Annotated in this window: 25 protein-coding genes; 14 read left to right on the forward strand and 11 right to left on the reverse strand. The window is 72.5% G+C overall.

Annotation, left to right across the window (positions count from 1 at the left end):
• Positions 1-28: 28 nt before the first annotated feature.
• Both ACRYR2_RS07740 and ACRYR2_RS07745 read left to right on the forward strand, forming a co-directional pair.
• Positions 29-319: a GNAT family N-acetyltransferase gene (locus ACRYR2_RS07740; RefSeq protein WP_432562262.1), complete on the forward strand. Its 291-nt coding sequence runs from the start codon at positions 29-31 to the stop codon at positions 317-319.
• A gap of 42 nt (positions 320-361) precedes the next feature.
• Positions 362-1,441, forward strand: a complete 1,080-nt coding sequence (locus ACRYR2_RS07745; RefSeq protein ID WP_432562263.1) for a LacI family DNA-binding transcriptional regulator — start codon at positions 362-364, stop codon at positions 1,439-1,441.
• A gap of 161 nt (positions 1,442-1,602) precedes the next feature.
• Here the strand turns inward: ACRYR2_RS07745 and ACRYR2_RS07750 are convergent, their stop codons facing one another.
• The gene (locus tag ACRYR2_RS07750) at positions 1,603-2,634 is read right to left on the reverse strand and encodes a LacI family DNA-binding transcriptional regulator (protein ID WP_432562264.1); all 1,032 of its coding nucleotides are present in this window, start codon (positions 2,632-2,634) and stop codon (positions 1,603-1,605) included.
• A gap of 119 nt (positions 2,635-2,753) precedes the next feature.
• On the opposite strand from ACRYR2_RS07750, the gene ACRYR2_RS07755 reads away from it, so the two are divergent.
• The 6 genes from ACRYR2_RS07755 (at position 2,754) to ACRYR2_RS07780 (ending at position 9,545) form a co-directional block, all read left to right on the forward strand.
• Positions 2,754-3,827, forward strand: a complete 1,074-nt coding sequence (locus ACRYR2_RS07755) for a Gfo/Idh/MocA family protein (protein WP_432562265.1) — start codon at positions 2,754-2,756, stop codon at positions 3,825-3,827.
• The gene (locus ACRYR2_RS07760; protein WP_432562266.1) at positions 3,824-4,993 is read left to right on the forward strand and encodes a Gfo/Idh/MocA family protein; all 1,170 of its coding nucleotides are present in this window, start codon (positions 3,824-3,826) and stop codon (positions 4,991-4,993) included. Before ACRYR2_RS07755 ends, ACRYR2_RS07760 begins: the two co-directional genes overlap by 4 nt.
• 87 nt (positions 4,994-5,080) lie before the next feature.
• Complete coding sequence (locus ACRYR2_RS07765) at positions 5,081-6,037, forward strand: carbohydrate ABC transporter permease (protein ID WP_432562267.1); 957 nt, start codon at positions 5,081-5,083, stop codon at positions 6,035-6,037.
• A complete protein-coding gene (locus ACRYR2_RS07770; protein ID WP_432562268.1) occupies positions 6,030-6,935 on the forward strand; it encodes a carbohydrate ABC transporter permease in 906 nt (301 codons plus the stop codon). Before ACRYR2_RS07765 ends, ACRYR2_RS07770 begins: the two co-directional genes overlap by 8 nt.
• A gap of 58 nt (positions 6,936-6,993) precedes the next feature.
• On the forward strand, positions 6,994-8,340 hold the full coding sequence (locus ACRYR2_RS07775) for an ABC transporter substrate-binding protein (protein WP_432562269.1): 1,347 nt from the start codon (positions 6,994-6,996) through the stop codon (positions 8,338-8,340).
• A gap of 116 nt (positions 8,341-8,456) precedes the next feature.
• On the forward strand, positions 8,457-9,545 hold the full coding sequence (locus tag ACRYR2_RS07780) for a Gfo/Idh/MocA family protein (RefSeq protein ID WP_432562270.1): 1,089 nt from the start codon (positions 8,457-8,459) through the stop codon (positions 9,543-9,545).
• Positions 9,546-9,578: 33 nt separating this feature from the next.
• Here ACRYR2_RS07780 and ACRYR2_RS07785 read toward each other — a convergent pair whose 3' ends face one another.
• Positions 9,579-11,465, reverse strand: a complete 1,887-nt coding sequence (locus tag ACRYR2_RS07785; RefSeq protein WP_432562271.1) for a serine/threonine-protein kinase — start codon at positions 11,463-11,465, stop codon at positions 9,579-9,581.
• 140 nt (positions 11,466-11,605) lie between these two features.
• Here ACRYR2_RS07785 and ACRYR2_RS07790 point away from each other — a divergent pair, with 140 nt between their 5' ends.
• The 3 genes from ACRYR2_RS07790 to ACRYR2_RS07800 all read left to right on the forward strand — a co-directional run bounded on the left by ACRYR2_RS07790 (position 11,606) and on the right by ACRYR2_RS07800 (position 15,093).
• Entirely contained in the window at positions 11,606-13,024 is a 1,419-nt protein-coding gene (locus tag ACRYR2_RS07790; protein ID WP_432562272.1) for an alpha,alpha-trehalose-phosphate synthase (UDP-forming), read from the forward strand.
• Complete coding sequence (gene otsB, locus ACRYR2_RS07795; protein ID WP_432562273.1) at positions 13,021-13,788, forward strand: trehalose-phosphatase; 768 nt, start codon at positions 13,021-13,023, stop codon at positions 13,786-13,788. Before ACRYR2_RS07790 ends, otsB begins: the two co-directional genes overlap by 4 nt.
• 111 nt (positions 13,789-13,899) lie before the next feature.
• A complete protein-coding gene (locus ACRYR2_RS07800) occupies positions 13,900-15,093 on the forward strand; it encodes a hypothetical protein (RefSeq protein WP_432562274.1) in 1,194 nt (397 codons plus the stop codon).
• Between the two features lie 12 nt (positions 15,094-15,105).
• Here the strand turns inward: ACRYR2_RS07800 and ACRYR2_RS07805 are convergent, their stop codons facing one another.
• The 4 genes from ACRYR2_RS07805 to ACRYR2_RS07820 form a co-directional block, all read right to left on the reverse strand.
• The gene (locus ACRYR2_RS07805) at positions 15,106-15,444 is read right to left on the reverse strand and encodes a VOC family protein (protein ID WP_432562275.1); all 339 of its coding nucleotides are present in this window, start codon (positions 15,442-15,444) and stop codon (positions 15,106-15,108) included.
• Complete coding sequence (locus tag ACRYR2_RS07810) at positions 15,419-15,571, reverse strand: VOC family protein (RefSeq protein WP_432562276.1); 153 nt, start codon at positions 15,569-15,571, stop codon at positions 15,419-15,421. The genes ACRYR2_RS07805 and ACRYR2_RS07810 overlap by 26 nt, the downstream gene beginning before the upstream one ends.
• A gap of 94 nt (positions 15,572-15,665) precedes the next feature.
• Positions 15,666-16,850 carry a cation:proton antiporter gene (locus ACRYR2_RS07815; RefSeq protein WP_432562277.1) on the reverse strand — a complete coding sequence of 395 codons (1,185 nt, stop codon included), beginning with the start codon at positions 16,848-16,850 and terminating at the stop codon, positions 15,666-15,668.
• A 69-nt stretch (positions 16,851-16,919) separates the two neighbouring features.
• Entirely contained in the window at positions 16,920-17,402 is a 483-nt protein-coding gene (locus tag ACRYR2_RS07820; protein WP_432562278.1) for a cation:proton antiporter regulatory subunit, read from the reverse strand.
• A 275-nt stretch (positions 17,403-17,677) separates the two neighbouring features.
• Between ACRYR2_RS07820 and ACRYR2_RS07825 the strand changes: the two genes are divergently transcribed.
• The 3 genes from ACRYR2_RS07825 (at position 17,678) to ACRYR2_RS07835 (ending at position 21,049) form a co-directional block, all read left to right on the forward strand.
• Positions 17,678-18,754: an ABC transporter ATP-binding protein gene (locus ACRYR2_RS07825; RefSeq protein ID WP_432562279.1), complete on the forward strand. Its 1,077-nt coding sequence runs from the start codon at positions 17,678-17,680 to the stop codon at positions 18,752-18,754.
• 125 nt (positions 18,755-18,879) lie between these two features.
• Positions 18,880-20,148, forward strand: coding sequence for a DUF4032 domain-containing protein (locus ACRYR2_RS07830; RefSeq protein ID WP_432562280.1), 1,269 nt, complete (start codon positions 18,880-18,882; stop codon positions 20,146-20,148).
• Positions 20,149-20,188: 40 nt separating this feature from the next.
• On the forward strand, positions 20,189-21,049 hold the full coding sequence (locus ACRYR2_RS07835) for an NAD-dependent epimerase/dehydratase family protein (protein WP_432562281.1): 861 nt from the start codon (positions 20,189-20,191) through the stop codon (positions 21,047-21,049).
• Positions 21,050-21,073: 24 nt separating this feature from the next.
• On the opposite strand, the gene ACRYR2_RS07840 is transcribed toward ACRYR2_RS07835, so the two are convergent.
• From ACRYR2_RS07840 to cysS, 5 genes are all read right to left on the reverse strand, one after another.
• Positions 21,074-21,574, reverse strand: coding sequence for a MarR family winged helix-turn-helix transcriptional regulator (locus ACRYR2_RS07840; protein ID WP_432562282.1), 501 nt, complete (start codon positions 21,572-21,574; stop codon positions 21,074-21,076).
• A gap of 93 nt (positions 21,575-21,667) precedes the next feature.
• On the reverse strand, positions 21,668-22,000 hold the full coding sequence (locus ACRYR2_RS07845) for a hypothetical protein (RefSeq protein ID WP_432562283.1): 333 nt from the start codon (positions 21,998-22,000) through the stop codon (positions 21,668-21,670).
• Positions 22,001-22,244: 244 nt separating this feature from the next.
• Entirely contained in the window at positions 22,245-23,033 is a 789-nt protein-coding gene (locus ACRYR2_RS07850; RefSeq protein ID WP_432562284.1) for an endonuclease domain-containing protein, read from the reverse strand.
• A gap of 296 nt (positions 23,034-23,329) precedes the next feature.
• The gene (rlmB, locus tag ACRYR2_RS07855) at positions 23,330-24,295 is read right to left on the reverse strand and encodes a 23S rRNA (guanosine(2251)-2'-O)-methyltransferase RlmB (RefSeq protein WP_432562285.1); all 966 of its coding nucleotides are present in this window, start codon (positions 24,293-24,295) and stop codon (positions 23,330-23,332) included.
• Complete coding sequence (gene cysS / locus ACRYR2_RS07860; protein WP_432562286.1) at positions 24,295-25,704, reverse strand: cysteine--tRNA ligase; 1,410 nt, start codon at positions 25,702-25,704, stop codon at positions 24,295-24,297. Before cysS ends, rlmB begins: the two co-directional genes overlap by 1 nt.
• Positions 25,705-25,760 lie beyond the last annotated feature (56 nt).

Raw genomic sequence — 25,760 nt, forward strand, 5'->3', positions numbered from 1 at the left:
CGACGACGTCCGAGCGAGGAGGAACACCGTGGCCACCGTCGACGAGCTGGTCGTGACGCACGACGAGCAGGCGCACCGCTGGGAGGGCCGCCTGGACGGGCGGGTCGTGGCCCTGGCCGACTACGTCCCGCAGGGGACCTCGATCGCGATGGTCCACACCGAGGTGGTGCCCGAGCACGAGAACCAGGGGCTGGCGACGAAGGTCGTCGACGCCGCCCTCGCCGACGCCCGGGCCCGCGGCCTGCGTGTCGTGCCGGCGTGCTCCTTCGTGCGGTTGCACGTGCGCCGGCACGCCGAGGAGTACGCCGACATCCTCTGAACCCTGCGCCTCCCCGGCCCTGGGACACGGCAATATGTCGCCGTGTCCAGCGACCAGCCCCGCCGCCGAGCCCGCCGTTCGCGCCCGGACGGCCCGGTGACGCTGGACGACGTCGCCCGCGAGGCGGGGGTGTCGCTGGCGACGGCCTCGCGCGTCCTCAACGGCAGCACGCGCGTCGTCGGGGAGGCGCTGCGCGAACGCGTTCACGCGGCGGCGACCCGGTTGGACTACAGCGCCAACGCGCAGGCGCAGGCCATGGCCCGGGGGCGCTCGGACGTGGTGGGTCTGGTGGTCCACGACATCGCCGACCCGTACTTCTCCTCCCTGGCCGCCGGGGTGATGACCCGGGCGGAGGCCTCGGGCGTGATCGTCACCCTGGCCGTCAGCCGCGGGGACGCCGACCGGGAGGTCGCCCACGTGGCCACGCTGCGACGCCAGCGGGTGCGCGCGGTGATCCTGGCCGGCTCGCGCTGGGTGGACCAGGCCCGCACCGACGCCCTGCGCGCCGAGCTCGAGGCCTTCCGCAGCGGCGGCGGGTTCGTCGCGGCCGCGACGCAGGACGTCCTGGGCGTCGACACCGTCCTGGTCGACAACACGCGTGAGGGGCAGCGGCTGGCCGAGGCGGTCGCCGACCTCGGCTACCGGGAGTTCCTGCTGCTGGAGGGCCCGGCGGACCTGGCGACCTCCCGCGACCGGACGGCGGGTTTCCTGGCCGGGCTGCGGGCACGGGGCCTGGAGCCGCTGCACCGCCTCGCCGGGCCCTTCACCCGGGACGGCGCCTACGACAGCGTGGCGCGGTTCCTCACGGAGCAGGGCCTGCCGCGACCGGAGGGCCGCCGCCCGGTCCTGCTGGCCGCCAACGACGTCATGGCCGTCGGAGCGATCGCCGCGGTCCGCGACGCCGGGCTGGAGGTGCCGGGCGACCTGGCGGTCGCCGGCTTCGACGACATCCCCACGCTGCGCGACATCTCCCCGCCCCTGACGACCGTGCGGCTGCCGCTGGCCGAGATCGGCCGGCTCCTCTTCGACCTCGTCGACACCGCCGACGGCGGTCCGGCCCGGCACGAGCACGTCGTGGGCGAGGTCCTGCTGCGCGACTCCACGCCTCCCGCGGCCCGCTGATCACGATCGGAGCAGACCGCTCCGATCTGCTTCCACTGGCGCGCCCGGCTTGCTACATTCGCCGCCGGTAAGCGCTATCCGCGCTGGTCGAGGACGACCTGGAGGACGCCGTGCAGGGAACGCCGAACCGTCGAGCGGCCGGGCCCACCGGCCCGGCGCGGTCACGGTCGCGTGGGCGGGGCCTTGAGGCGGGGCCGACGCGTGGGGGCCGGCCCGATCGACTCGCGCACCAGCAGGGTGTGCAGGGAGGTGGTGTCCGGCGCCGGCGGTTCCTCGCCGCGGGCCAGCGCCACCAGCCGCTCCATGGCTTCCCGGCCCTGCCGTTCGACGTCGATGTACACGGTGGACAGGCTCGGCGTGCAGAAGCGGCCGAAGTCGTGGCCGTCCCAGCCGAAGACGCTGACGTCGCGGGGCACCTTCCAGCCGCGCCCGGACAGCGCCCGCATCGCACCGACGGCCACGTGGTCGTTGGCCGCGACGACGGCCGTGACCGGCGTGTCGCGGGGCAGGGCGGCGACCGCGTCGAACCCGCTCTGCCCGTCCCAGTCCCCGTCGACCACCGTGGCCGACACCCCGAGGTCGGCGGTGGTCTGCAGGAACGTCTGCAGCCGGTTGCGGGCCGAGGCCCAGCCGGCCGGACCGGTGATGTGCAGGAAGTGCTCGTGGCCGAGGTCGGCGAGGGTCTGCACGATGCGGACCCCCGCGGCGCTGTCGGCGAGCTTGCCGGTGCCGCGCAGCTCGTCGTCGTAGTTGGAGATCGTCACCAGGGGCGTCGCGGACGAGACGGCCGGCCCCTGGGCCCCGGTGCCCAGGGAGAGCAGCCCCTCGAACTGCCCGGACTGCGCGAGTTCCTCCAGCCGGGCCACGCGCTCTGCACCGGATCCCTCCAGACCGATGAGTTCGATCGCGAATCCGGAGGCGTGCCCCACGGCGACGGCCTCGGACACGAGCCTCAGGGGCAGGATGTTGAGCCTCGACGCCGGCACGAGGAAGGCGAGACGACCGGTGCGCCGGGTGCGCATGGAACGGGCGACGAGGTTCGGTCGGTAGTTCAGTTCGGCGATGGCCTTCTCCACCTTGGCCGTGGTGGCCGGCCGGAGCCCACCGTTGTGGCGCAGGTACCGCGACACGGTCTGGTGCGAAACACCGGCCAGCGACGCCACCTCGTAGATGGTCGCGCGCTTGGGTTGCATTCCCGGCTCTCCTCGAGGTCGTCCACGTCATCGTTGACACCAGAAGTGATCGATAACTACAGTAGCCGAGTCAACGAAGATTATCGATCACTTTCGAGTGGTCAGCACCGCTTCCAACGATGGGACCAACGGTGAGCACACCTCCTCAAGGACGTCTCGTGCGCTTCGCGGCCGTCGGCCTCGACCACGCCCACGCCTTCGGCCAGATCGCCGGTCTGCTCGGGCAGGGTTGCGAGCTGGTCGGTCTGGCCACCGACGACCGGTCGTCGGCGGTCGCCCGGGCGGTCGCCGAGAGGTACCCCGACGTGCCCTGGGCCGACGACCCCGACCAGTTGCTGACCGACCCCTCCATCGACCTCGTCGTCACCGCGGCCGTTCCCGACCGGCGCGGCCCGATCGCCGTCAGCGCCCTGCGCAACGGCAAGGACGTCGTCGCCGACAAACCCGGCTGCGTCAGCCTCGACCAGCTCGAGGAGGTCGAGAAGGCGGTCGCGGACTCCGGCCGGTTCTGGTCGGTCACGTTCTCCGAACGTTTCGAGGTCAAGTGCGCGGTCAGGGCCGGTGAACTGGTGCAGGCCGGCCGCATCGGCCAGGTCGTGCAGACCATCGGCCTGGGCCCGCACCGCGAGGGCGACCGCGCCCACCTGGCCGGGGGCGCCGGCCGTCCGGAGTGGTTCTACGACCGCGGCCGCACCGGCGGCATCCTCACCGACATCGCCAGCCACCAGATCGACCAGTTCCTCTTCTACACGGGGTCGCAGACCGCGCAGGTCGTGGCCAGCACGGTCGCGAACTACACGCACGAGGACTCCCCGCGCATGCAGGACTTCGGTGAGCTGACCCTGGCCGCCGAGCGGGCCCACGGCTACGTCCGCGTCGACTGGTACACCCCGCAGGGCCTGCCCACCTGGGGAGACGGACGCACGACGATCCTGGGCACCGAGGGTTTCATCGAACTGCGCAAGTACGTGGACCTCGCCGGCCGCGAGGGCGGCGACCACCTGTTCCTCGTCGACGGCACCTCGACCGAGCGCATCGACTGCTCCGACGTCGTCCTGCCGTACTACCCGGCGCTCGTGCACGACGTCCGCAACCGCACCGAGACGGCCTGCCCGCAGCGGCACACCTTCGAGGTCATGCGGCTGGCCCTCACCGCCCAGAAGAACGCCACCATGAAGGGTTTCGCCGCATGAGCACCGACGAACAGGTCCTGCGGGTCGGGCTCGTGGGCTGCGGGGGCATCGCCCGCTCGCACGGCCGGGCCTACACGGCCAACCCGCGGGCCCGCCTGGTGGCGGCGCACGACGTGGACCCGGCGGCGACGAAGAAGTTCGCCGAGGAGTTCGGGACGGCCCCCTGCGACAGCCTCGCCGACCTGGTCGCCCAGGACGTGCAGCTCGTCTCGGTCTGCACCCCACCGGGAACGCACACGGCCACGACCATCGCCCTGCTGGAACTGGGCGTCTCGGTGCTGCTGGAGAAGCCGCCCACCGTGAACCTCGCCGACATGGACCTCATCGCGCAGGCCGAGCAGGCCAGCGCCGGCTCGGTGTACGTGGTGTTCCAGCACCGGCACGGCTCGGCGGCCAAACGCGCTCACCGCCTGCTGGCGCAGGGGGCCCTGGGAGCTCCGCAGGTGGCCGTGTGCGAGACCCTCTGGTACCGGCCCGAGAGCTACTTCGACCCCGACTGGCGGGGCAACTGGGCCGGGGAGGGTGGCGGTCCCACGCTCGGGCACGGCATCCACCAGATCGACCTGCTGCTGCACCTCATGGGCGAGTGGACCACCCTGGACGCCCGCGCGGCCCGCATCGCCCGCCCGGTCGAGTTCGAGGACGTCTCGATGGCGGCCGTGTCGTTCGCGAACGGGGCGGTGGCCTCGGTCACCACGAGCCTGCTCTCCCCCCGCGAAACCAGCCGCATCCGGATCGACACCACCGGCGGGACCCTGGAGGTGAACCACCTGTACGGGTACGCCGACGCCGACTGGTCCTGGTTCCCGCTGCCGGACGCGCAGACCCTGGCGGCCAACGGGGTCGACCCCGGTCGGTCGTCCGGTGACGGCACCCCGGCCACGGCGGTCACGGACGTCTGGCAGGCCGCGGCGGAGACGGACGTGCCGTCCGCGCACGCAGCGCAGATCGACGAGCTGGTGGACGACCTGCTCGCCGGCCGGTCCCACCCGACGACCCTGGCCAGCACCCGCCCGACGATGGAGTTCGTCACGGCGCTGTACGCCTCGGCGCTGGAGGGCGCGACGATCGCCCGGGCCGACCTCACCCCCGACCAGGCGTTCTACCGGCACCTCCACGGCGGGCTGTCCGCGCAGCGCGTCTCGGACCGGATGCGGACGGTCTAGGCCCTCACTCGCAACATCCCTCGACTCAACGACGACCGGAGAGGTGTTCCCGATGCCCCGAGGATCCCACGGCGGGAGGTCGCTGCCGTGAGTGCGATCAGCGAACTCACCAGCCTCAAGGCCACCAAGGCCCGGACCCCGGAGGAGAAGGCGGCCCGGCGCCGGGAGAACAACCGCGACAACAAGGCCGCGTACCTGTTCCTCACGCCGTGGTTCATCGGCCTGGTCGTCATCACGATCGGCCCGATGCTGGCCAGCCTGTACCTGTCCTTCACCCAGTACAGCCTGCTGCAGCCGCCGGAGTGGATCGGGGCCCAGAACTACCTCGACATGCTGGGCGACGCCCGGTTGCACCACTCGCTGCAGGTCACGTTGATCTACGTGGTCGTCGGGGTTCCGCTGCAGCTCGCCTTCGCCCTGGCCGTGGCGATCGTCCTGGACCGCGGCATGCGCGGTCTGGCGCTGTACCGCTCGATCTTCTACCTGCCCTCGATGCTGGGTGGTTCGGTCGCCATCGCCCTGCTGTGGCGGCAGATGTTCGGCACCGAGGGGCTGGTCAACCAGATCCTCGGGCTGGTGGGCATCGAGTCGACGAGGGGCTGGGTCTCGGACCCGAGCACCGCGCTGTGGACGATCATCCTGTTGCACGTCTGGACGTTCGGGTCGCCGATGGTCATCTTCCTCGCGGGGCTGCGCCAGATCCCCGTCATGTACTACGAGGCCGCGGCCGTGGACGGGGCGACGCGCTGGACGCGGTTCCGCCGGATCACCCTGCCCCTGCTGTCGCCCATCATCTTCTTCAACCTGGTGCTGCAGCTCATCAACGCGTTCCAGTCGTTCACGCAGGCCTTCGTCGTCTCGGGCGGGACCGGCGGGCCGGCGGACTCCACCCTGTTCTACTCGCTGTACCTGTACCAGAAGGGTTTCGGTCAGTTCCAGATGGGCTACGCGGCCGCGATGGCGTGGTTGCTGGTCCTGATCGTCGGCGTCCTGACCGCCGTCAACTTCCTCCTCTCGAAGTACTGGGTGTTCTACGATGACTGATCTCCAGCAGAGCGCCGCCCCGTCCACCCCGACGCACGGGGCTCCGGCCGAGCCGGGTGCGGGCCGGGCCTCGCGCACCGCCCGGTCCACGGTCAAGCACCTCGTGCTGATCGCCGTGAGCGTCGTCATGATCTACCCGCTGCTGTGGCTGCTGGTCTCCTCCTTCCGGCCCACGGAGGTCATCTTCCGCACGCCGGGGCTGTGGATCAACGAGCTGTTCACCGAGAACTACACCGGTGGGTGGACCGCACTGGCGCAGCCCTTCGGCCACTACATCGTGAACTCCGGGATCGTCGTGGTCGGCGCCGTGGCGGGCAACCTGTTCGCCTGCTCGCTGGCCGCGTACGCCTTCGCCCGGCTGAAGTTCCGGTTCAGGACGTTGTGGTTCGCCATCATGCTCATCACGGTGATGGTCCCCATCCACGTCGTCCTGGTCCCGCAGTACATCCTGTTCAACAACCTCGGCTGGGTGAACACCTTCGTCCCGCTGATCCTGCCGAAGTTCCTGGCCACCGACTCGTTCTTCATCTTCCTCATGGTGCAGTTCATCCGCGGCATCCCGCGGGAGCTGGACGAGGCGGCCCGCATCGACGGGTGCGGCCACGGCCGCATCTTCCTGCGGGTCATGCTTCCGCTGATGGGGCCGGCGCTGGCCACCACCGCGATCTTCACGTTCATCTGGACGTGGTCGGACTTCTTCACCCCGCTGATCTACCTGACCGACCCGAACGCCTACACCGTTCCGGTGGCGCTCAAGCAGTTCCTCGACGCCACCAGCGGCAGCAACTGGGGCGCGATGTTCGCGATGTCCATCGTGACGCTCGTGCCGTTGTTCCTGGTGTTCCTGTTCGGGCAGCGGTTCCTGGTCAAGGGGATCGCCACCACCGGCGGCAAGTGACCGCCCCCTCCACGGCACGCACCACCCGCGCACCTTCGACGAGAACGGCCTCGCTGACATGATCAACGCTGACACGAACCCCGCTCCCGCGACCACCCACCGCGGTCCCTCCCGGCGCCAGGCCCTGACCGGCCTGGCGGCCGTGGGCTCGCTGGCGGCACTGGCCGCCTGCGCCCCCGGCAGCTCCGGCGGGTCGTCCTCCTCCGGCGACGGCGGCGGCACCCTGCGGGTGTCGACGTGGGGCAACGACTCCCGCCTGAAGCTGACGCAGCAGGCGGTGGCCGAGTTCCAGAAGGCCAACCCGGACATCAAGGTCACCGTCGAGAACTCCGAGTGGACCTCCTACTGGGACAAGCTCGCGACGGGCACCGCCGCCAACGACTCGCCCGACGTCATCCAGATGGACGAGGCCTACATCGCCGCCTACGGCACGCGCGGCGCCCTGCTGGACCTGGAGACGGTCTCCGCACAGCTCGACCTGTCGGAGATGGACGAGAAGATGCGCGACACCGGCCTGGTGGACGGCACCTTCGTCGGGGCCCCGATCGGGACCGGCAACTTCTCGGTCGGCGTCAACCCCACGCTTCTGGAGCAGGCCGGTGTCGCGATGCCGGACGACACGACGTGGACCTGGGACGAGTTCGCCGACATCGCCGCACAGGTGACTGCCGCGCTCGGTGCGCAGGGCGTCTACGGGTTCGACATGTTCGGCGCCGGCACGGCCGAGCTGGGCGCCTGGGTGCGGCAGTTCGGGCAGGAGGTCTTCCCCACGGACGACCAGACCGCGGCCGAGCCCGCCACGGTGGCCAGCTACTTCGAGTTCGCCAAGCGCCTCGTGGACACCGGCGCAACGCCGCCGGCCTCGGTCCAGAGCGAGAACACCGCCGCCGCTCTGGACACGACGCTCTTCGCGACGAACAAGTCCGCCTTCCACCTGCAGTTCCACACCCAGATCTCCGCGTACGCGGCCGCGAGCGGCAACGAGCTGAGGCTGCTGCGCCTGCCGGCGCAGCAGAAGGGTGAGTCGCCGCGGATGGTCAACAAGGCGTCGATGTACTGGTCGATCGCGTCCCGGACGACGCAGAGCGAGAACGCGGCGAAGTTCGTCGACTTCATGCTCACCGACCCGGCGGCGACGAAGATCCTCACCACCGAGCGCGGCGTGCCCGCGATCCCCTCGGTGCAGGAGGACATCCTGCCCGTGCTCGACCCGCAGGCCAAGATCGCGCTGGAGTTCACCCAGGCGATCACCCCCGAGCTGGTCGACCCGCCGCAGGTGACCCCGGCCGGTGCGTCGTCGTGGAACACCGACTTCCCCACGATCGGCACCGAGGTGCTCTTCGGCCGGGCCACCCCGGCCGACGCCGCCGAGCGGACCATCACCGCCGCCGCGGGGATGCTCTGACCTCGTCGGTCACCCCAGCCGCCGGCTCGTGACCCCGGTGGACGCTCGGCCGGACCACCCCGGCCGGGCGTCCGCCGGGCCGGGTGCTCAACCCCGAGAAGACTCAGGAGAACTCCGTGCCCTCCGCACTCCGCAAGGCCGTCGTCGTCGGGACCGGCGGCATCGCCCGGTCCCACGCCCGGGCGCTGCGCGCTCTCGGTGACCGCGTCGAGATCGTCGCCGCGATCGACGTCGACCACGACCGGGCCGACGCGTTCGCCCAGGAGTGGGCCGTACCGCGCACCGCGGCCGACCTCGCCGAGGTCCTCGCGGACACCGACGTCGACCTGGTGCACGTGTGCACCCCGCCGTCGGTGCACGTCCCGCTCGCCGAGCAGGCCCTGGCCGCCGGCGCGAACGTCGTCGTCGAGAAGCCCGTCGCCCTGTCCCTGGCCGAGACCGACCGGCTGCTGACCGCCGAGGAGGCCTCGGCCGGCTCGGTCGCGGTGGTCTCACAGCACCGCTTCGGCTCCGGCGTGCAGCGGCTGCGCTCCATCGTGGAGGACTCCTCGCTCGGCCGGCCGCTGGTGGCCACCTGCCTGACCCAGTGGTACCGCCCGGACGCCTACTTCGAGGTCCCCTGGCGGGGGACGTTCGCGGTCGAGGGCGGCGGCCCGACGATGGGGCACGGCATCCACCAGATGGACGTCCTGCTGTCGGTGCTCGGTCCCTGGGCGGAGGTCAGCGCCATGGCCTCCCGCGGATCCCGGCCGACCGAGACCGAGGAGGTCTCCGTCGCCACCGTGCGGTTCCCCGGCGGGGCGCTGGCCAGCGTCGTGAACTCGGTCGTGTCGGTCCGCGAGACGACGGTCATGCGCTTCGACCTCGAGTTCGCCAGCGTGGAACTCACCCACCTGTACGGCTACGGCGACGACGACTTCCTGGTCACCGCGGCCCCCGGCCACGAGGACGACGTCGAGAAGGCCTGGGCCCGCGAGCCGCAGGGCGTCCGGTCCAGCCACGAGGCGCAGTTCCGCGCGGTCCTCGACGCGCTCGACGAGGGAGCCGCGCCCCCGGTGTCGCTGGGGGCGGCCCGCGACACCCTCGAGCTGGTCGCGGCGATCTACCGGTCGGCGTTCACCGGCGCGCCGGTGCGGCGTGGCGAGATCGGGGCGGACGACCCGTTCGCCGCGGCGATGGACGGCGGCGGCGCGGTCTGGCGGTGAGCGCGTCGACCGGACCCGCCACGACGGGGGAGGTCAGTGGAGCCAGGTCAGCGGGGAGGTGACGAGCGGACGCCAGTCCGGCTGCTCCCCGCTCAGCACCATCACCAACGCCGCGAACGCGATGAGCAGCAGCACCCCGATCGCGGCACCGGTCTCGCGCTCGCCGCGCAGCGCCGTGCGGATCGCCGTCCGCGTTCCGCGCTGCAGCGACCGGCCTCCCGGGCCGTGCCAGGCGACCAGCGTGCCGGCCAGTCCACCGGCCGCGAGCGTCCAGGGGGTCTCGTAGCCGAAGACCCCGGCCGGACCGGCGCTCTGCCCGAACGTGCCGAGGATGAAGACGACGCTGATCCCCACGAGCAACGGGATGATCGAGGCGAACACCGTCGAGACCGCCGCGCGCAGGGCGTGCCACGGCGTCGCGGCGCCCACGGCGAGGGCGTCGGTCGAACGCGGCCCGGCCTCCCACCGCCGGCGGAACAGGCCCGCCGCCACCCGGTCCACGGTGCGGGCCACGGCGCCCCCCACCAGGGCGATCACGACCCCCGTGGCGGGAGCCACGGCGAAGACGCCGACGAGCGCGACGAGGGCCGCGAAGATCGTCCAGGACCGTTGCGGTCGTGCCGGTTCGCCGTTGGTGCCCAGCCGCGGCGGCGGCGCCTGCGCGGCCGGCTGAGCGTCCGGTCGCGCCCCGGGGTACGGACGCGGGCCCGGTCCGGGCACGTCGGGGATCCAGCCGGGCGGGGCCTGCTGCACCGGCGGACGGCGGTCCTGCGGCGCCGGGGAGTACGGCGCCTGCGGGAACGGGGCGGTCGGGGGCGCCTGGCGCACCGGCGGCAGGACGCTCGTCGACTCCGCGGCGCTCTCCCCGTTCGGCCCGGTCACGGCGGGCAGGGTCGTCGTCTCGTCGGCGATGAGCGCCTCGAACCGGGACCGTGGTGCCGCGGGCCGGGCCACGGGCGCGGGAACGGCCGTGGTCCGCTCCGCGGCGGACGCCTGCTGCTGCGGACCGGTCGTCGCCCCGTCGAGGGCGCGCAGCAGCGCGTCCGGGTGCGGGCGGTGGGCGGGGTTGACGGCCAGCGCCGCCAGGATCGGCCCGCGCAGGTCCACGGGCACCCCGGACAGGTCGACGTCGGCGCGGCGGACGCGGTCGAGGACGACCTCCATGGGGCCACCGCCGAAGGGGGGCCGCCCGCTGGCGGCGTAGGCGACGGTGGCGGCCCAGCCCCACCAGTCGGTGGCCGGGGAGACGAGCCCACCGGCGACGACCTCGGGCGAGAGGTAGCCGGGGGTGCCCATGACCAGGCCGGTCGAGGTGAGCCGGACGTCGTCGGCGACGTGGGCGATGCCGAAGTCGATGACGACGGGCAGGCCGTCCAGCACGAGGACGTTGCTGGGCTTGAGGTCGCGGTGGACGACGCCGGCCGCGTGGATGGCGTGCAGCGCCTCGGCCAGGCCGTGGCCCAGGGCGCGCAGCGCGCTGCCGCGCAGGGGACCCCGGGTCTGCACGACGTGCTCGAGCGAGGGGCCGGGGACGTACCGGGTGACCAGGTGCGGCCACTGCCCGTCGACGTCGGCGGCCAGCACCTCGGCCACCCGCGGGGAGCGGACCCGTTCGAGGGTCGCGACCTCGCGGGCCAGGCGCTGACGGGCCTGCGGGTCGGCGGCGATGTGCGGTTTGAGGACCTTCAGGGCGACGGCGCGGTGCTGGTCGTCCAGGCCGAGGTAGACGATGCCCATGCCGCCCTGGCCGATCTCGCGGTCGAGCCGGTAGGGGCCGAGCCTGTCGCCGGGCGAGGGGGCGTACCCGTGCCAGTTCTGCGCCGGGGTGGGCTGGACGTCGGGGCGCCGGTGGCCTGCCGCGCCGGTCTCGACGGCCCGGGTGCGCGCGTCGCCCGGGGACTGCGGGTACGGGGTGACCACGGCCCCACGGTACGGCAGGGAAGGCTCTCGTCCGGAGTGCGCACAGGTCCTCCACACCGCACCGGTCACGATCACGACGGGTGGCCCGACGACGTCCTGGGTAAGGTCCCCGCAGAAGCTACCCCGAGGAGGATCACCCCATGGCCGGCGACTACGACCTGGTGGTGGTGGCGAACAGGCTCCCCGTGGACCGCGTGGAGGAGCCCGACGGGTCGACCTCCTGGCGGCGCAGTCCGGGAGGTCTGGTCACCGCACTCGAACCGGTGATGAAGCGCGAGGACGGCGCCTGGGTCGGCTGGGCGGGTGCGCCGGGCGAGCCGCCGGAGCCGTTCGACGCCGAGGGTGTGCGGTGCGTGCCCATCGGGTTGTCGGCCGAGGAGGTCGAGGACTACTACGAGGGCTTCTCCAACGGGACGCTGTGGCCGCTGTACCACGACGTCATCGTGGCGCCGGGGTACCACCGCAGCTGGTGGGAGGCCTACGTCCGGGTCAACGAGCGGTTCGCCGAGGCCGCCGCGCACCAGGCGGCCGAGGGCGCGACGGTGTGGGTGCAGGACTACCAGCTGCAGCTGGTGCCGCGGATGCTGCGCCGCCGCCGGCCGGACCTGCAGATCGGCTTCTTCAACCACATCCCGTTCCCGCCGTTCGAGATCTTCGCGCAGCTGCCGTGGCGCAAGGCGATCATCGACGGGCTGCTGGGCGCGGACCTGGTCGGCTTCCAGCGAGCCGCCGACGCCAGCAACTTCACCCGGGCCTGCCGCCGGGCCTCGAACCTGCCCGCGCGCTCGGGCCGCATCCGCCTCGACGCCGAGGGCGGGCGCGAGGTGCGCGCGGCCTCGTTCCCCATCTCGATCGACTTCGAGGCCCTCGACGAGCTCGCCCAGCGCGAGGACGTCAAGGAGCGGGCGGCGGAGATCCGCCGGGACCTGGGCAACCCCGAGCACGTCCTGCTGGGCGTGGACCGGCTCGACTACACCAAGGGCATCCTGCACCGGCTCAAGGCGTTCGAGGAGCTGCTGGACGACGGCCGGATCAACGTGGAGGAGGCCGCGCTCATCCAGGTCGCGACGCCCTCGCGCGAGCGGGTCGAGCAGTACATCCAGCTGCGCCAGGACGTCGAGGTCACGGTGGGCCGCATCAACGGCACGCACGGGACGATCAAGAACACGGCCGTGCACTACCTGCACCACTCCTACGGCAAGGAGGAGATGGCGGCGCTGTTCCTGGCGGCCGACGTCATGCTCATCACCGCCCTGCGCGACGGCATGAACCTCGTGGCCAAGGAGTACGTCGCCGCCCGGCACGACGAGCGCGGCGTGCTGGTGCTCAGCGAGTTCACCGGCGCGGCCGACGAGCTGGGGCAGGCGCTCATGGTGAACCCGCACGACATCGACGGCCTCAAGGACACGATGCTGCGGGCCGTGCGGATGTCGCCGCGCGAGGCGGGCCGACGGATGCGGTCGATGCGCCGGCGGGTCGGCGACCACGACGTGCAGCGGTGGGCGGCCTCCTTCCTGCAGGCGCTGGCCGACCACGAGCCCGGAACGGCGACCGCGTGAGCCTCGACGAGGCGCTGGGGCGGTTCGCCGGACGCGGCCGGGTGCTCGTCGCGCTCGACTTCGACGGGGTCCTGTCCCCCATCGTCGACGACCCGGCGGCGGCGCGGCCGCTGCCGGAGGCGGCGCAGGCGCTGGAACGGCTGGTGGCCACGACCGACGTGGCGCTGGTCTCGGGGCGCGACCTGGACGACCTGCGGGCCCGGGCCACCCCGCCCGGCGGCGTCGTCCTCGTCGGGGGGCACGGCACCCAGAGCTCGCTGGAGGGCGCCGCGGGCGGGCAGTCGCTCACGGCCGACGAGCAGGACCTGCTGCAGCGCCTGGGCGCCGAGCTGGACCAGATCGCCGCCGGCCGCGACGGCGTGCACGTCGAGCGCAAGCCGATGTCGGTGGTCCTGCACACGCGCCGGGCGGCGCGACCGGACGCGGCGGCCACGACCGAGGCGGCGCTCGCGGGTCCGGCGACCTGGACGGGCGTGCACGCGCTGCGCGGCAAGGAGGTCGTCGAGCTCGGCGCCGTCCAGCTGGGCAAGGGTGCGGGGCTGCTGCGCCTGCGCGACCGGCTGTCCGCCGACGGCCCGGCCGTGGAGGCGGTGCTGTTCGCCGGGGACGACGTCACCGACGAGAACGCGTTCGCGGCGCTGTCCCCCGACCGGGGCGACGTCACGGTGAAGGTCGGCGAGGGCGAGACGGGCGCGGCGTTCCGCGTCGACTCCCCCGCCGACGTCGCGGCGCTGCTCGGGCGCCTGGCCGACCTGCGCTCCTGATCACCGGCGGAGAGCCCGTTCTCCGCCCTCCCGAGCGCGTTCGCAGGGGCGGGAGGTGTGCTCCGCGCCAACTCCGGGCGCGGGCGCCGGGCCGCGGGTAGCGTCGGCGACATGCGCCTCCGCACGGCCGCCGCGGCCTGCCTGACCGCCACCACCGTGCTGTCCACCCTGCTGTCGGCGAGCTCCCCGGCGCTGGCGGAGCCGCGCGCGGGGTTCGAGCTGGCGTTCACCGGCTGGGTCGGGGACGACTCCACGCAGAGCGTGCTGACCGTGGACACCGCGAGCGGGCAGGTCCGGACGTTCGCTGCGGGTGGGGCGAACGCCCTGACGTGGACGGCCTCCGGCGACCGGCTGCTGTGGCTGGCTCCGGAGCACCCCGACGACGCGGGAGCGACGTTGTTCAGCGCCCGCCCCGACGGCTCGGACCGGCAGGAGGTGCTGGCCGGGTCCGACGTGCGGTCCGTCGCGGCCTCGCCCGACGGGACGGTGGCCGTCGTCCGCGCCGACCTGCCCGTAGGGACCGACTGCGCGACGAACCCACCGGTCCCGCGCGCCGAGGTCCTGCTGCTGGCACCCGACGGGACGCGGCGCGGTCTGGGCGAGGTCCCCGTGAACACCTCCGGGTTGCAGTTCTCCCCCGACGGTTCCCGGCTGCTGTGGCGTTCGTCGGCCGGCGACCCGTGCGGCGGGGGCGCCGACTCGCAGGTCTTCGTCACCGACCTCGCCGCCGGGACCACCCGCCAGGTCACCGGTGAGTCGCAGCGCGCGGGGTGGCTGTCGTTCGCGGCCGACGGCCGGACGGTGCTGGCGGCGAAGTCGGACGGCCTGGGCCAGGACCTGGTGCGCCTCGACCTGGACACGGCCACCTCGGAACGGCTGCGGACCACCGGCTTCGCCGAGTCGCTGCCGGCGGCCTCACCCGACGGGACGCGGTTCGCGATCGTGCGCACACCCGGCTACCCCGAGTACGGCCCCGTCTTCGTGCCGACGGGGACGCCGCACGTGGTGGTCGTCGACGCGTGGGGTCGCGAACTGCAGGACCTCGGGCCGACCCCGGTGGTGGTCGACCACCTGGCGTGGTCGCCCGACGGCTCGTTCCTGGCGCTCGGCGGCTTCACGTCGGTGCCGGCGTGCGAGGGCTGCGACTACGGCTCGGCCGATCCGGCGCTGTGGACGGTCCCGCTGGACGGCGGTGCCCCGGCGCAGCTCACGACGGCGGGCGGGTTCGCCACCGCGGGGCTGGCGTTCCGGTCGACGTTCCCCGACCCGCCCGTCGTCGAGCGGCGGGCGCGCAGGTCCCGGTGACGAGCGGGGACGTCAGGCCGGGGCACCCGCCTCCTGGCCGGGGGCCGGGACGCCGTCCTGGCCGGCGGCGGGATCCATCCACATCACCTGCCAGCCGTGGCCGTCGAGGTCGAAGAAGCTGCGGGTGACCATGAACCCGAAGTCCTCCAGCGGGTCCGCCTCGACGCCGCCTGCGGCCAGAGCCGCGTCGGCGACGGTGTCGACGTCGGCGCGGGTCGGGACGCTGAAGCAGTAGAGCGCCAGGGCGTGGGTCGCGGGGTCGGCCGCGGGCCGCTTCGACAGCTCCGCGAAGCGCTTCGCGCTGGCCAGCATGACGCTGGCGTTCTCACCGACCTGCAGGCAGGCAGGCACCGCCGTCGTCGCTGAGAGCCGGGTCGAAGGTCAGGCCCAGCGCACCGAAGAAGGCCTTGCTGCGGTCGAGATCGGCGACGGGGACGGTGACGAAGAACGAGCGCGTGGCGGGGGTGGACGCGTTCACGGTGGGCCTCCGGGTCGGGTCGGCGACAGGTCGTGCCCGGTGGACCCGCCGGGTGCCCGGAACTCGTCGCCGCGCGGGTGGAGCCGTCCGGACCTCAGCGGGCGGTGGTGGCCGCGCGTTCGCGTTGGCGCCGGACGTAGGCGCGGGCCCACGGGTCGGCGAAGCGCGCCAGGACCGGCCCCAGGACGGCCATCGCGAGGACGTACGCGGCCGCGAGCGCCGCGAGCCGGGCGTCGACGCCGGCGGCGGTGGCCAGCCCGGCGATGACGATGGAGAACTCCCCGCGCGGGATGAGCGCGGCGCCGGCACGGATCCGGCCGGGGACGGCGATCCCGGCGCGCTTGGCCGCGAACCAGCCCGTGATGAGCTTGGTGACGATCCCGACGACGACCAGCGCGAGCGCGGGCAGCAGCACCGGCGGCAGCGAACTGGGGTCGGTGGACAGGCCGAAGGAGACGAAGAACACCGCGGCGAACAGGTCGCGCAGGGGTTCGAGCCGGTGGTGCGTCTCCTCCTCCAGGTCGCTGGACAGGCTGATCCCGAGCAGGAAGGCACCGACCGCGGCGGACACGTGCAGCTGCTCGGCGACACCGGCGACGAGCAGCGCCAGACCCAGGACGCGCAGCAGCGTCACCTCGCTGGACCCGGCCGAGACGAACTTGGAGATGACCGAGCCCCAGCGCAACGCGACGACGAGAGCGACGGCGAGACAGGCCAGGGCGATGAGGACCGACCCCGTCGCCTCCCAGACGCCCGAGGCGGCCAGGACGGCGGTGAGGATCGGCAGGTAGACCGCCATCCCGAGGTCCTCCAGGACGAGGATGCCCAGGATCGAGGGGGTCTCGCGGTTGCCGAGACGGCCGAGGTCGGCCAGGACCTTGGCGACGATCCCGGAGGAGCTGACGGCGGTGATGCCGAACATCGCCAGCGCCCCGACCGGCCCGAAACCCAGCAGCAGCCCGAAGGCCGCGCCGGGCAGGCCGTTGAGGAACAGGTCGAGCACGCCGACCGGGGCCTGTCTGCGCAGGTTGCCCAGCAGGTCGCCGGCGGAGTACTCCAGCCCCAGCAGGAGCAGCAGCATGACGACGCCGATCTCGGAGGCGGCGTCGAGGAACCCCTCGGGGGCGTTCAGCGGCAGGACGCCGCCGGCGCCGAAGGCGAGCCCGGCGAGCAGGTAGAGCGGGACCGGGGAGATGCCGAGGCGTCCGGCGAGGCGACCGACGAGACCGAGCCCGAAGATGACCGCGCCGAGCTCGATGAGCAGAGCAGCGGTGTGCACCTGTCGAGTTCCGTCCTTCTGGTGGTTCGGTCGGCCGTGTGTTGCGGCGGCGTGCTCGGGGCGGGGGGCTCAGCCCTTGTGCAGCAGCTCGGCGGTGGCGCGCACACCCTCCTGGGTGCCCACGACCACGATCTTGTCACCCGAGCGGAACTCCTGTGACGGCGCGGGTGAGGGGGTGACCTCGCCGTTGCGGACCAGCGCGACGACGGAGGCGCCGGTGCGGCTGCGGACGGCGGCGTCGGCCAGCGTCTTGCCGACGTACGGCGAGTCGTCGCCGAGGTAGATGCCCTCGGTGGCCAGGCCCTCGATCTGCTCGCGCAGCCGGGCCAGGCGCTCGATGACCCGCGGCTGCCCCAGCAGCTCGGCCAGGACCTCGGCCTCGTCGCCGTCGAGGTCGACGACGGCGTGGCACGCGTCGGGGTCGTCCTGCGAGTAGACGAGCAGCTCCCGCTCCCCACCGCGGGTCGAGATGACGCCGATGCGCCGACCGCGTGCGGTGGTGAAGTCGTGCCGCAGCCCCACGCCCGGCAGCTTGGTCTCTTCCAGGTCCACAGGGATCAGTGTCCTCCACGCTCGGGGGAGCCGGCGACCAGGGCGTCCGCTGTCCCCCGGACGCCACACCTCCGTGACGTCCTGCCGGGTTCAACAACCGACGCGCCCGGGATCGTCCCGCGGCAAGCCCTTGCCTCGCTGACGTTCGTCGTGCATGATCCGACCACCGCAGCGACGCGACCCGGGTCCGGGCAGCGACGCCGCGCGACAACTGAAGATCCACCCATTCCACAACGGATCGTCCGGCACGTACCTGCCGGTGGAAGGACATGACGATGGCTACGGTCACGTTCGACAAGGCGACGCGCATCTACCCCGGCGGCGACAAGCCCGCCGTGGACGCCCTGGACCTGCACGTCGAGGACGGCGAGTTCCTCGTGCTGGTCGGCCCCTCCGGCTGCGGCAAGTCCACCTCCCTGCGCATGCTCGCCGGTCTCGAGGACGTCAACGGCGGACGCATCCTCATCGGTGACCGCGACGTCACCACGGTTCCGCCGAAGGACCGCGACATCGCGATGGTGTTCCAGAACTACGCGCTGTACCCGCACATGACGGTGGCCGACAACATGGGCTTCGCGCTCAAGATCGCCGGCACCCCCAAGGACGAGATCAAGCGCCGGGTGCAGGAGGCCGCGAAGATCCTGGACCTCGAGCAGTACCTGACCCGCAAGCCGAAGGCCCTCTCCGGTGGTCAGCGTCAGCGTGTCGCCATGGGCCGCGCGATCGTCCGTCAGCCGCAGGTCTTCCTCATGGACGAGCCGCTGTCGAACCTCGACGCCAAGCTGCGCGTGCAGACGCGCACCCAGATCGCGTCGCTGCAGCGTCGTCTGGCCGTCACCACGGTCTACGTCACGCACGACCAGGTCGAGGCCATGACGATGGGTGACCGTGTCGCGGTCCTCAAGGACGGTCTGCTGCAGCAGGTCGACACCCCGCGTCGCATGTACGACCACCCGAACAACGTCTTCGTCGCCGGCTTCATCGGCTCCCCCGCCATGAACCTGCTGACCCTGGACGCCACCGAGGGCGGCGTGAAGTTCGGCGACACCGTGCACCCGGTGGAGCGTTCGCTCCTCGCCGGCACCGGCAACAAGATCACGCTCGGTGTCCGTCCGGAGGACCTGGAGCTGTCCAGCTCGGGTCTGCCGGTCCAGGTCGAGGTCGTCGAGGAGCTCGGCGCGGACGCCTACATCTACGGTTCGCTCGCGCAGCCGGGTGGCGAGTCGCACCAGGTCATCGCGCGCGTCGACGGCCGCCGTCCTCCGGAGAAGGGCTCGACCGTCCACTTCACCCCCAAGCAGGGTCACGTGCACCTGTTCGACGTGGGCTCGGGCCAGCGCATCGGCGCCTGAGGCGCGGGCGTGATCGTCTGATCGTCTGATCGCCGCGGGGCCGTCACTCCTGTCGGAGTGGCGGCCCTTCGCGTTGCCGCCGACCGCCCGGCGGCGCGAACGGCGTGAGCTGAGAGGATTGACCCGTGAGCACCCTGACGGCGGCGTCGCTGCAGATCACTGCTGCCCGCCCCTACCCCGAACTGCTCGACCTGCCGTGGGAGGTCCCGCTCGAGGAGTGGCCCGAGAAGCACCTGGCCGCGCTGCCCCGAGGCATCTCGCGGCACATCGTCCGCTTCGTCAAGCTGGGCAACCGCGTGCTGGCCGTGAAGGAGACGAACGCGCCGATCGCCCACCGCGAGTACCGGATGCTGCGCCTGCTCAACCGGCTGGAGGTGCCCTCCGTCGCTCCCGTCGCGGTCATCACCGGCCGCGTCGGCCGCGACGGCGAGCCCCTCAACGCGGTGCTCGTCACCCGGCACCTGCAGTACTCGCTGCCCTACCGCGCGCTGTACAGCCAGACACTGCGCCCGGACACGGCCAAGCGCGCCGTCGACGCGCTCGCGGTGCTGCTGGTCAAGCTGCACCTGACCGGCTTCTACTGGGGCGACGTGTCGCTGTCCAACGCCCTGTTCCGGCGGGACGCGGGCGCCTTCGCCGCCTACCTCGTGGACGCCGAGACGGGCGAGTTGTACGACGAGCTGTCCCCCGGTCAGCGCAACTACGACGTGGACCTGGCCCGCACCAACATCGCCGGCGAGCTCATGGACGTCGTGGCCTCCGAGGCGCTGGACGCCGACATGGACGAGGTCATCGCGATCGCCGACCGCATCGTCTCGCGCTACCACGCCCTGTGGTCCGAGCTCACCGAACCGGAGAGCTTCGAGCGCGGCGACCGGTGGCGGGTCGAGGCGCGCATCCGGCGCCTGAACGACCTCGGCTTCGACGTCGGCGAACTGGCGATCACCACCGACATCGACGGGACGACGGTCCGCATCGAGCCGAAGGTCGTCGACGCCGGCCACCACTCCCGCCGTCTGCTGCGGCTCACCGGCCTGGACGCCGAGGAGAACCAGGCGCGCCGCCTGCTCAACGACCTCGACTCCTACACCGCCGCCCACGGCCGGCAGGGCGAGGACGAGGAGATCGTCGCCCACGACTGGGTCGCCGACGTCTTCGAACCCGTCCAGCGGGCGGTGCCGCGTGAGATGCGGGGCAAGGTCGAAGCTGCCGAACTCTTCCACGAGGTCCTCGAGCACCGCTGGTACCTGTCCGAACGAGCGTCTCGCGACGTCGGCCTCGAAGAGGCCGTGAACTCCTACGTCGCCGGGGTCCTGCCGAACAAACCCGACGAACGGGCGGTGCTGACCGTCGACACCCAATCCATCCCGGTCATGGACCCGGACATGTACTGATCCTTGGAGGACACCGTTGTCTGCTGCCAAACCCCGTGTCGTGTTGACCGGTGCGGCCGGGAAGCTCGGCCGCATCGTGCTGCGCGACCTGCTCGACCACGACTACTCGGTGCTGGCGCTGGACCAGACGTCCCCGCCGGGGCTGACCGCGGCCGATGACGCGCAGTTCGTGCGGATCGACCTGACCGACCACGGCCAGGTGACCGAGGCCCTGGCCGGCCGGATCGAGGAACGCGGCGGGCCGTTCGTCGGCGTCGTGCACCTCGCGGCGATCCCGGCTCCGGGTCTGGCCCCGAACTCCGCGACGTTCCGGAACAACTCGTCGGCGACGTGGAACGTGTTCGACGCCGCCCGGGCCGCGGGGATCCGCAACGTCGTGTGGGCCTCCAGCGAGACCGTGCTGGGGTTGCCGTTCGAGGCCGCTCCCCCGCCGTACGCGCCGCTGGACGAGGAGTACCGCGTCCGGCCGGAATCGACGTACTCGCTGGTGAAGTCACTCGAGGAGGAGATGGCCCACCACTTCTGCCGGTGGGAGCCGGAGCTGACGATGACGGGCCTGCGGTTCTCGAACGTCATGCACGTCGAGGACTACGCGCAGTTCCCGTCGTTCGACGCCGACCCGACGCTGCGCAAGTGGAACCTGTGGGGCTACATCGACGCCCGCGACGGCGCCCAGGCCGTCCGTTTGGCGTTGCAGCGCAAGGGTCCCGGCGTCGAGGTGTGCATCGTCGCCAACGCCGACACCGTGATGAGCCGGTCCTCGGCCTCGCTGATGGCCGAGGTGTACCCCGGTGTGGAGGTCCGCAGGGAACTCGGCGAGCACGAGACGCTGCTGTCGATCGACAAGGCCCGCCGGTTGCTGGGGTACGAGCCTCAGCACTCCTGGCGCGACCACGTCTGAGCCACCCTCCGGCGGCCCGCGGGGTCAGACCTCGCGGGCCAGCGCGGTGGCGGCGAACTTCGCGTCGGGATCCAGGATGTCGAGCATCTTGACCATCGCCGCGTCGAGCCGCTCGAGGTCGTCGGCGTCCAGCGGGTCGAAGACCAGTTCCCGCACCCGTTCCACGTGGCCGGGGGCCGTGGCGACGACCTTCTCGTAGCCGGCGTCGGTGAGGATGGCGACCTGGCCGCGCCCGTCCGAGGGGCTCTTCTCCCGGCGCACCCAGCCGTCCTTCTCCAGCCGGCTGACGACGTGCGAGATGCGCGAGGGGCTGGCGTTGGACCGCGCGCCGAGTTCGCTCATGCGCAGGCTGCGGCCGGGTTCCTCCGACAGCATCGCCAGGGTGAGGTAGGCGGTCTTGGTGAGGTCGGCGTCGCGCTGGAGCTGCGCGTCGAGCGCTGCGGGCAGCAGTTCCATCAGCGCGCTCAACCGCAGCCAGACCCGGCGCTCGTCGGGATTCAGCCAGCGGGGCGTCTGCTCGGTCACCACGCCAGGATACCAAATGTTTGTAGTTTAAACTACTTGACGACCTCAGCTCCTGTTCCGAGTGTGCCACGGGCGGCGTGGAACGGCACCCGGTCAGCGCACCGGCCAGCTCCCTGGCCAGCACACCCGGGCCAGCACGACGAGGGCGTCGTCGAGCCGCCGGGTCCGGTCGGGATCGTCGGCGATGTCGCGGTGGACCGCGATCGTCGGCCCGCGGTCGGCGAGCAGCCCGGCGACCTGCCCCTCATCGCCCCACCGCGGCGCCGGCTGCGCACCCGCCGGAGGTGGCGGCGCGAACGGCTCCATTGCGGCGAACATCTGCCCGACGGCTCCCTCCGGCGTCCAGCTGAGCAGCGTGAGCCGGCCTCCGGGCCGCACGCCCCGGACGGCCTCGGCCGCGGCGAGCTCGTGGTGCGGGGCGAACACGATCCCGATGCACGACAGGGCGCGTCGAACTCGTCGTCGGCGAACGGCAGGTGCGCAGGAGGCCCGGCGCCAGGTCCGCGGCCACCAGACGGCGGCGTAGTCGCCGGACTGCCGCCCCTCCTCTGACCGCTCCCCTCCCCCGCGGAAACAACAGTCTCCGTCACAGACGAGGCTCTTCGGCGACGGAGACTGTTGTTTCCGCGGGGGATCGGCGCGAGGGCCCGGCGCGAGGGAGGACGCGTCCTCACGCCAGCGACAGGACCGCGCCCTGCCTGGCGATGGCGCGCTCGACCGCGTGTACGATGCTCTGGGGATCACCGAGCATGTCCGCAGTCACGTGCACCACTTCCCAGTCCAGGTCGCGCAGGGCCCGCAGACGATGGCGGTCCCGTTGCAGCTGTTCCCGAAGTGCGTGCCACGAGCCGTCGTACTCGACGGCGACCTTGAACCGGACCAGCGCGAGGTCCAATCGCGCGACGAAACCACCAGACGCGTCGTGGACGTGGTAGCGAGGCTCGACCGGGATCCCCGCCCGGTGGAGGAGGACCCGGACCATCGACTCCGGACGCGATTCCGCCCGCGGATCAGCCAGCGCCGCGGCTTCCCTCGCTGCGGCCACGTGGGGATCGTGGGACTCGGCGACCCACCGCCGGAAGCTCCCGAGGTCGACCAGCCGGCCGCGCACGACCGCGTCGAGGTTGGCGACGGCCTCGGGCAGCGGGAGTCGAGTGCACACGTCGAACGCCATGCGCTCGCGCGTCGCCAACGAGGTGGTGCGCCAGACACCGCCCTGATCGATCCTGGTCGCGAGGCGCGCCGTGATCCCGCCGGGTGTCGACCACCGGCCGCGTGCGGGCATCAGCACCTCCACGTCGTCCTGCCACCGTGCGAGTTCGACGCCGAGGACGGTGGCCTGGGACCTGCCCGTCACCACCGCGCCGGGAGGGAGCAGGAGCCCAGCGGCCTCGCACCGCAACTCGTGGGTCAGCGGGAGCCCGGGCCGGCTGTAGACACCGCGCAGGACGCGCTGCACGGAGGGACCCCGAAGCGCCCGCTCGCTGAGCAGACCGGCGCGCACGGCCTCACGGCCGAGGAAGACTCGCGGAAGGACACTCCTGTCAGCAGGCACCCGGCAAAGATCGTCCGCCTCGGAGAGGTCCGTGCGACAACAGGGCGCGCGCTGTGGGCAACGCGGCCCTCGTCGGGGCTGTGCACGCAGGAACCCCGCGGAAACAACAGTCTCCGTCACGAGAAGGGCTCGAAAGTGACGGAGACTGTTGTTTCCGCGAGGTTCGCGGCGGCGACAAGGCCTGCGGCGGCGGCCGGGGATCAGCGGTGGCGGGCGACCTCGTAGAGGGCGATGCCCGCGGCGACGCCGGCGTTGAGCGATTCGACGGCGGCGGCCATCGGGATGCTGACCACCTGGTCGCACTTCTCGCGCACCAGACGGGACAGGCCGGCGCCCTCGGCGCCCACCACGACGACGAGCGGACCATCGGCCAGCCGCAGTTCGGGCAGCGCGACGTCACCGTCGGCGTCGAGGCCGACGACGAACAGACCGGCCTTCTGGTACTCCTCGATCGCGCGGACGAGGTTCGTCGCGCGGGCCACGGGGACGCGGGCTGCGGCACCGGCCGACGTCTTCCACGCCGAGGCGGTCATCCCGGCGGCACGACGTTCGGGGACGACGACGCCGTGACCGCCGAACGCGGCGACCGACCGGACGACCGCACCGAGGTTGCGCGGATCGGTGACGCCGTCCAGCGCGACGATCAGCGCGGGCCGGCCGGTGTCGGCGGCGCGGTCGAGCAGGTCCATCGGGTGCTTGTAGTCGTACGGCGGGACGCTGGCGGCGACGCCCTGGTGCACCGCGCCTTCGGTGAACCGGTCGAGGTCCTGGCGCGAGGCCTCCAGCAACGGGATCCCGCGGTTGCCGGCGGCGGCGAGGATCTCCTTGACCCGGTCGTCGGAGTCGATGCGGGACGCCACGTAGATGCCGGAGATCTTCAGGTCCGCGCGCAGCGCCTCGACGATCGAGTTCCGGCCGGCGATCCACTCGGTCTCACCGGAGGACTTGCGGCGCGCCGGAGGGCGACCGCCGGGACGGGCGTTCGTCGTCGCCGCGCGGTGGGCCGCCTTGCTGGCCGCCTTCGCCGCCGGGTGGTACGGCCGGTCGGCCGCCTTGGGCGTCGGGCCCTTGCCCTCCAGGCTGCGGCGGTTCTTGCCGCCGGAGCCCACGGTCGGGCCCTTCTTCCCCTTGTTCACCGCGCCGCGACGCTGGGAGTTCCCTGCCACTACTGCTCACCTTCCAGCGCCCACCGTGCTCCGGTGGGGGTGTCCTCGATCACGATTCCCGCGTTCTTCAGCGAGTCGCGCACCGCGTCTGCGGTCGCGAAGTCCTTGGCCAGACGAGCGGCCGCACGGTCCTCGAGCCGGGCGCGCACCAGCACGTCCAGCGCCGCCCGGGCACCGTCGGCTCCGGAGGCCTGCGAGGCCCACGGCTGCGCGAACGGGTCCAGCCCCAGCACGTCGAGCCCGGCGCGCACCTGCTCCAGCGCCGTCCGCAGCACCGCCTCGTCCCCCGCGGCCAGAGCCGAGTTGCCGGCCCGCACGGTGTCGTGCAGGACGGCGAGCGCCGCGGGGGTGGCCATGTCGTCGTCCATCGCGACGGCGAACGCGGCGGGGACCTCGCCCGGTTCGCCCTGCGTCCCGAGACGTTCGGCGGCGCGACGGACGAAACCCTCCAGCCGCGAGTAGGCGGCCTCGGCCTCGACGAGGGAGTTCTCGGAGTACTCCAGGTGGGTCCGGTAGTGACCGGAGACCAGGTAGTACCGCAGGACGACGGCGCGGTGGGTCTTCAGCAGGTGCGGGATCCCGAGCACGTTGCCGAGCGACTTGCTCATCTTCTCGCCCGACATCGTCACGAAGTAGTTGTGCAGCCAGAAGTTCGCGAACTCGTCGCCGGCGGCACGGGACTGCGCCTGCTCGTTCTCGTGGTGCGGGAAGCGCAGGTCCAGGCCCCCGCCGTGGATGTCGAACCGCGGGCCGAGGTAGCGGCCGGCCATGGCCGAGCACTCCAGGTGCCAGCCGGGACGGCCACGGCCCCACGGGGTGTCCCAGGACGCCGACGCGGGTTCGGACGCCTTGGCCCCCTTCCACAGCGCGAAGTCGCGGGGGTCCTTCTTGCCGCGCGGGTCGGCGTCGGTGGCCGGTTCCATGTCGTCGAGCTTCTGGTGGGTCAGCTCGCCGTAGGCGGGCCAGCTGCGCACGTCGAAGTACACGTCGCCGCCTGCGGCGTAGGCGTGGCCACGGGCGATGAGGCGCTCGATGAGCTCGACCATCTCCGGGACGTGGCCGGTGGCGCGGGGTTCGACGGTCGCGGGCAGGACACCGAGGGCGTCGTAGGCGGCGGCGAACTCGCGTTCGTAGCGGTAGGCGTGAGCCCACCACTCGTCACCGGCCTCGGCGGCCTTGGCGAGGATCTTGTCGTCGATGTCGGTGACGTTGCGGACCATCGTCACGGCGTAGCCCGAGCGCAGCAGCCAGCGGCGCAGGACGTCGAAGGCGACCTGGGCACGGACGTGGCCGAGGTGGGGTGACCCCTGCGGTGTGGCACCGCAGACGTAGATGCCGACCTGCCCGGGGACGAGCGGCGCGAACTCGCGCACCGCGCCGGCGGCGCTGTCGTGCAGGTGGAGGGTCACGGGCTCCAGGCTACCGGGGCGTGGCCGGTGTCCGGGGTCGTCGTTAGGGTCCGACC

The organism is Kineococcus deserti (assembly GCF_050871945.1).
Lineage (GTDB): Bacteria > Actinomycetota > Actinomycetes > Actinomycetales > Kineococcaceae > Kineococcus.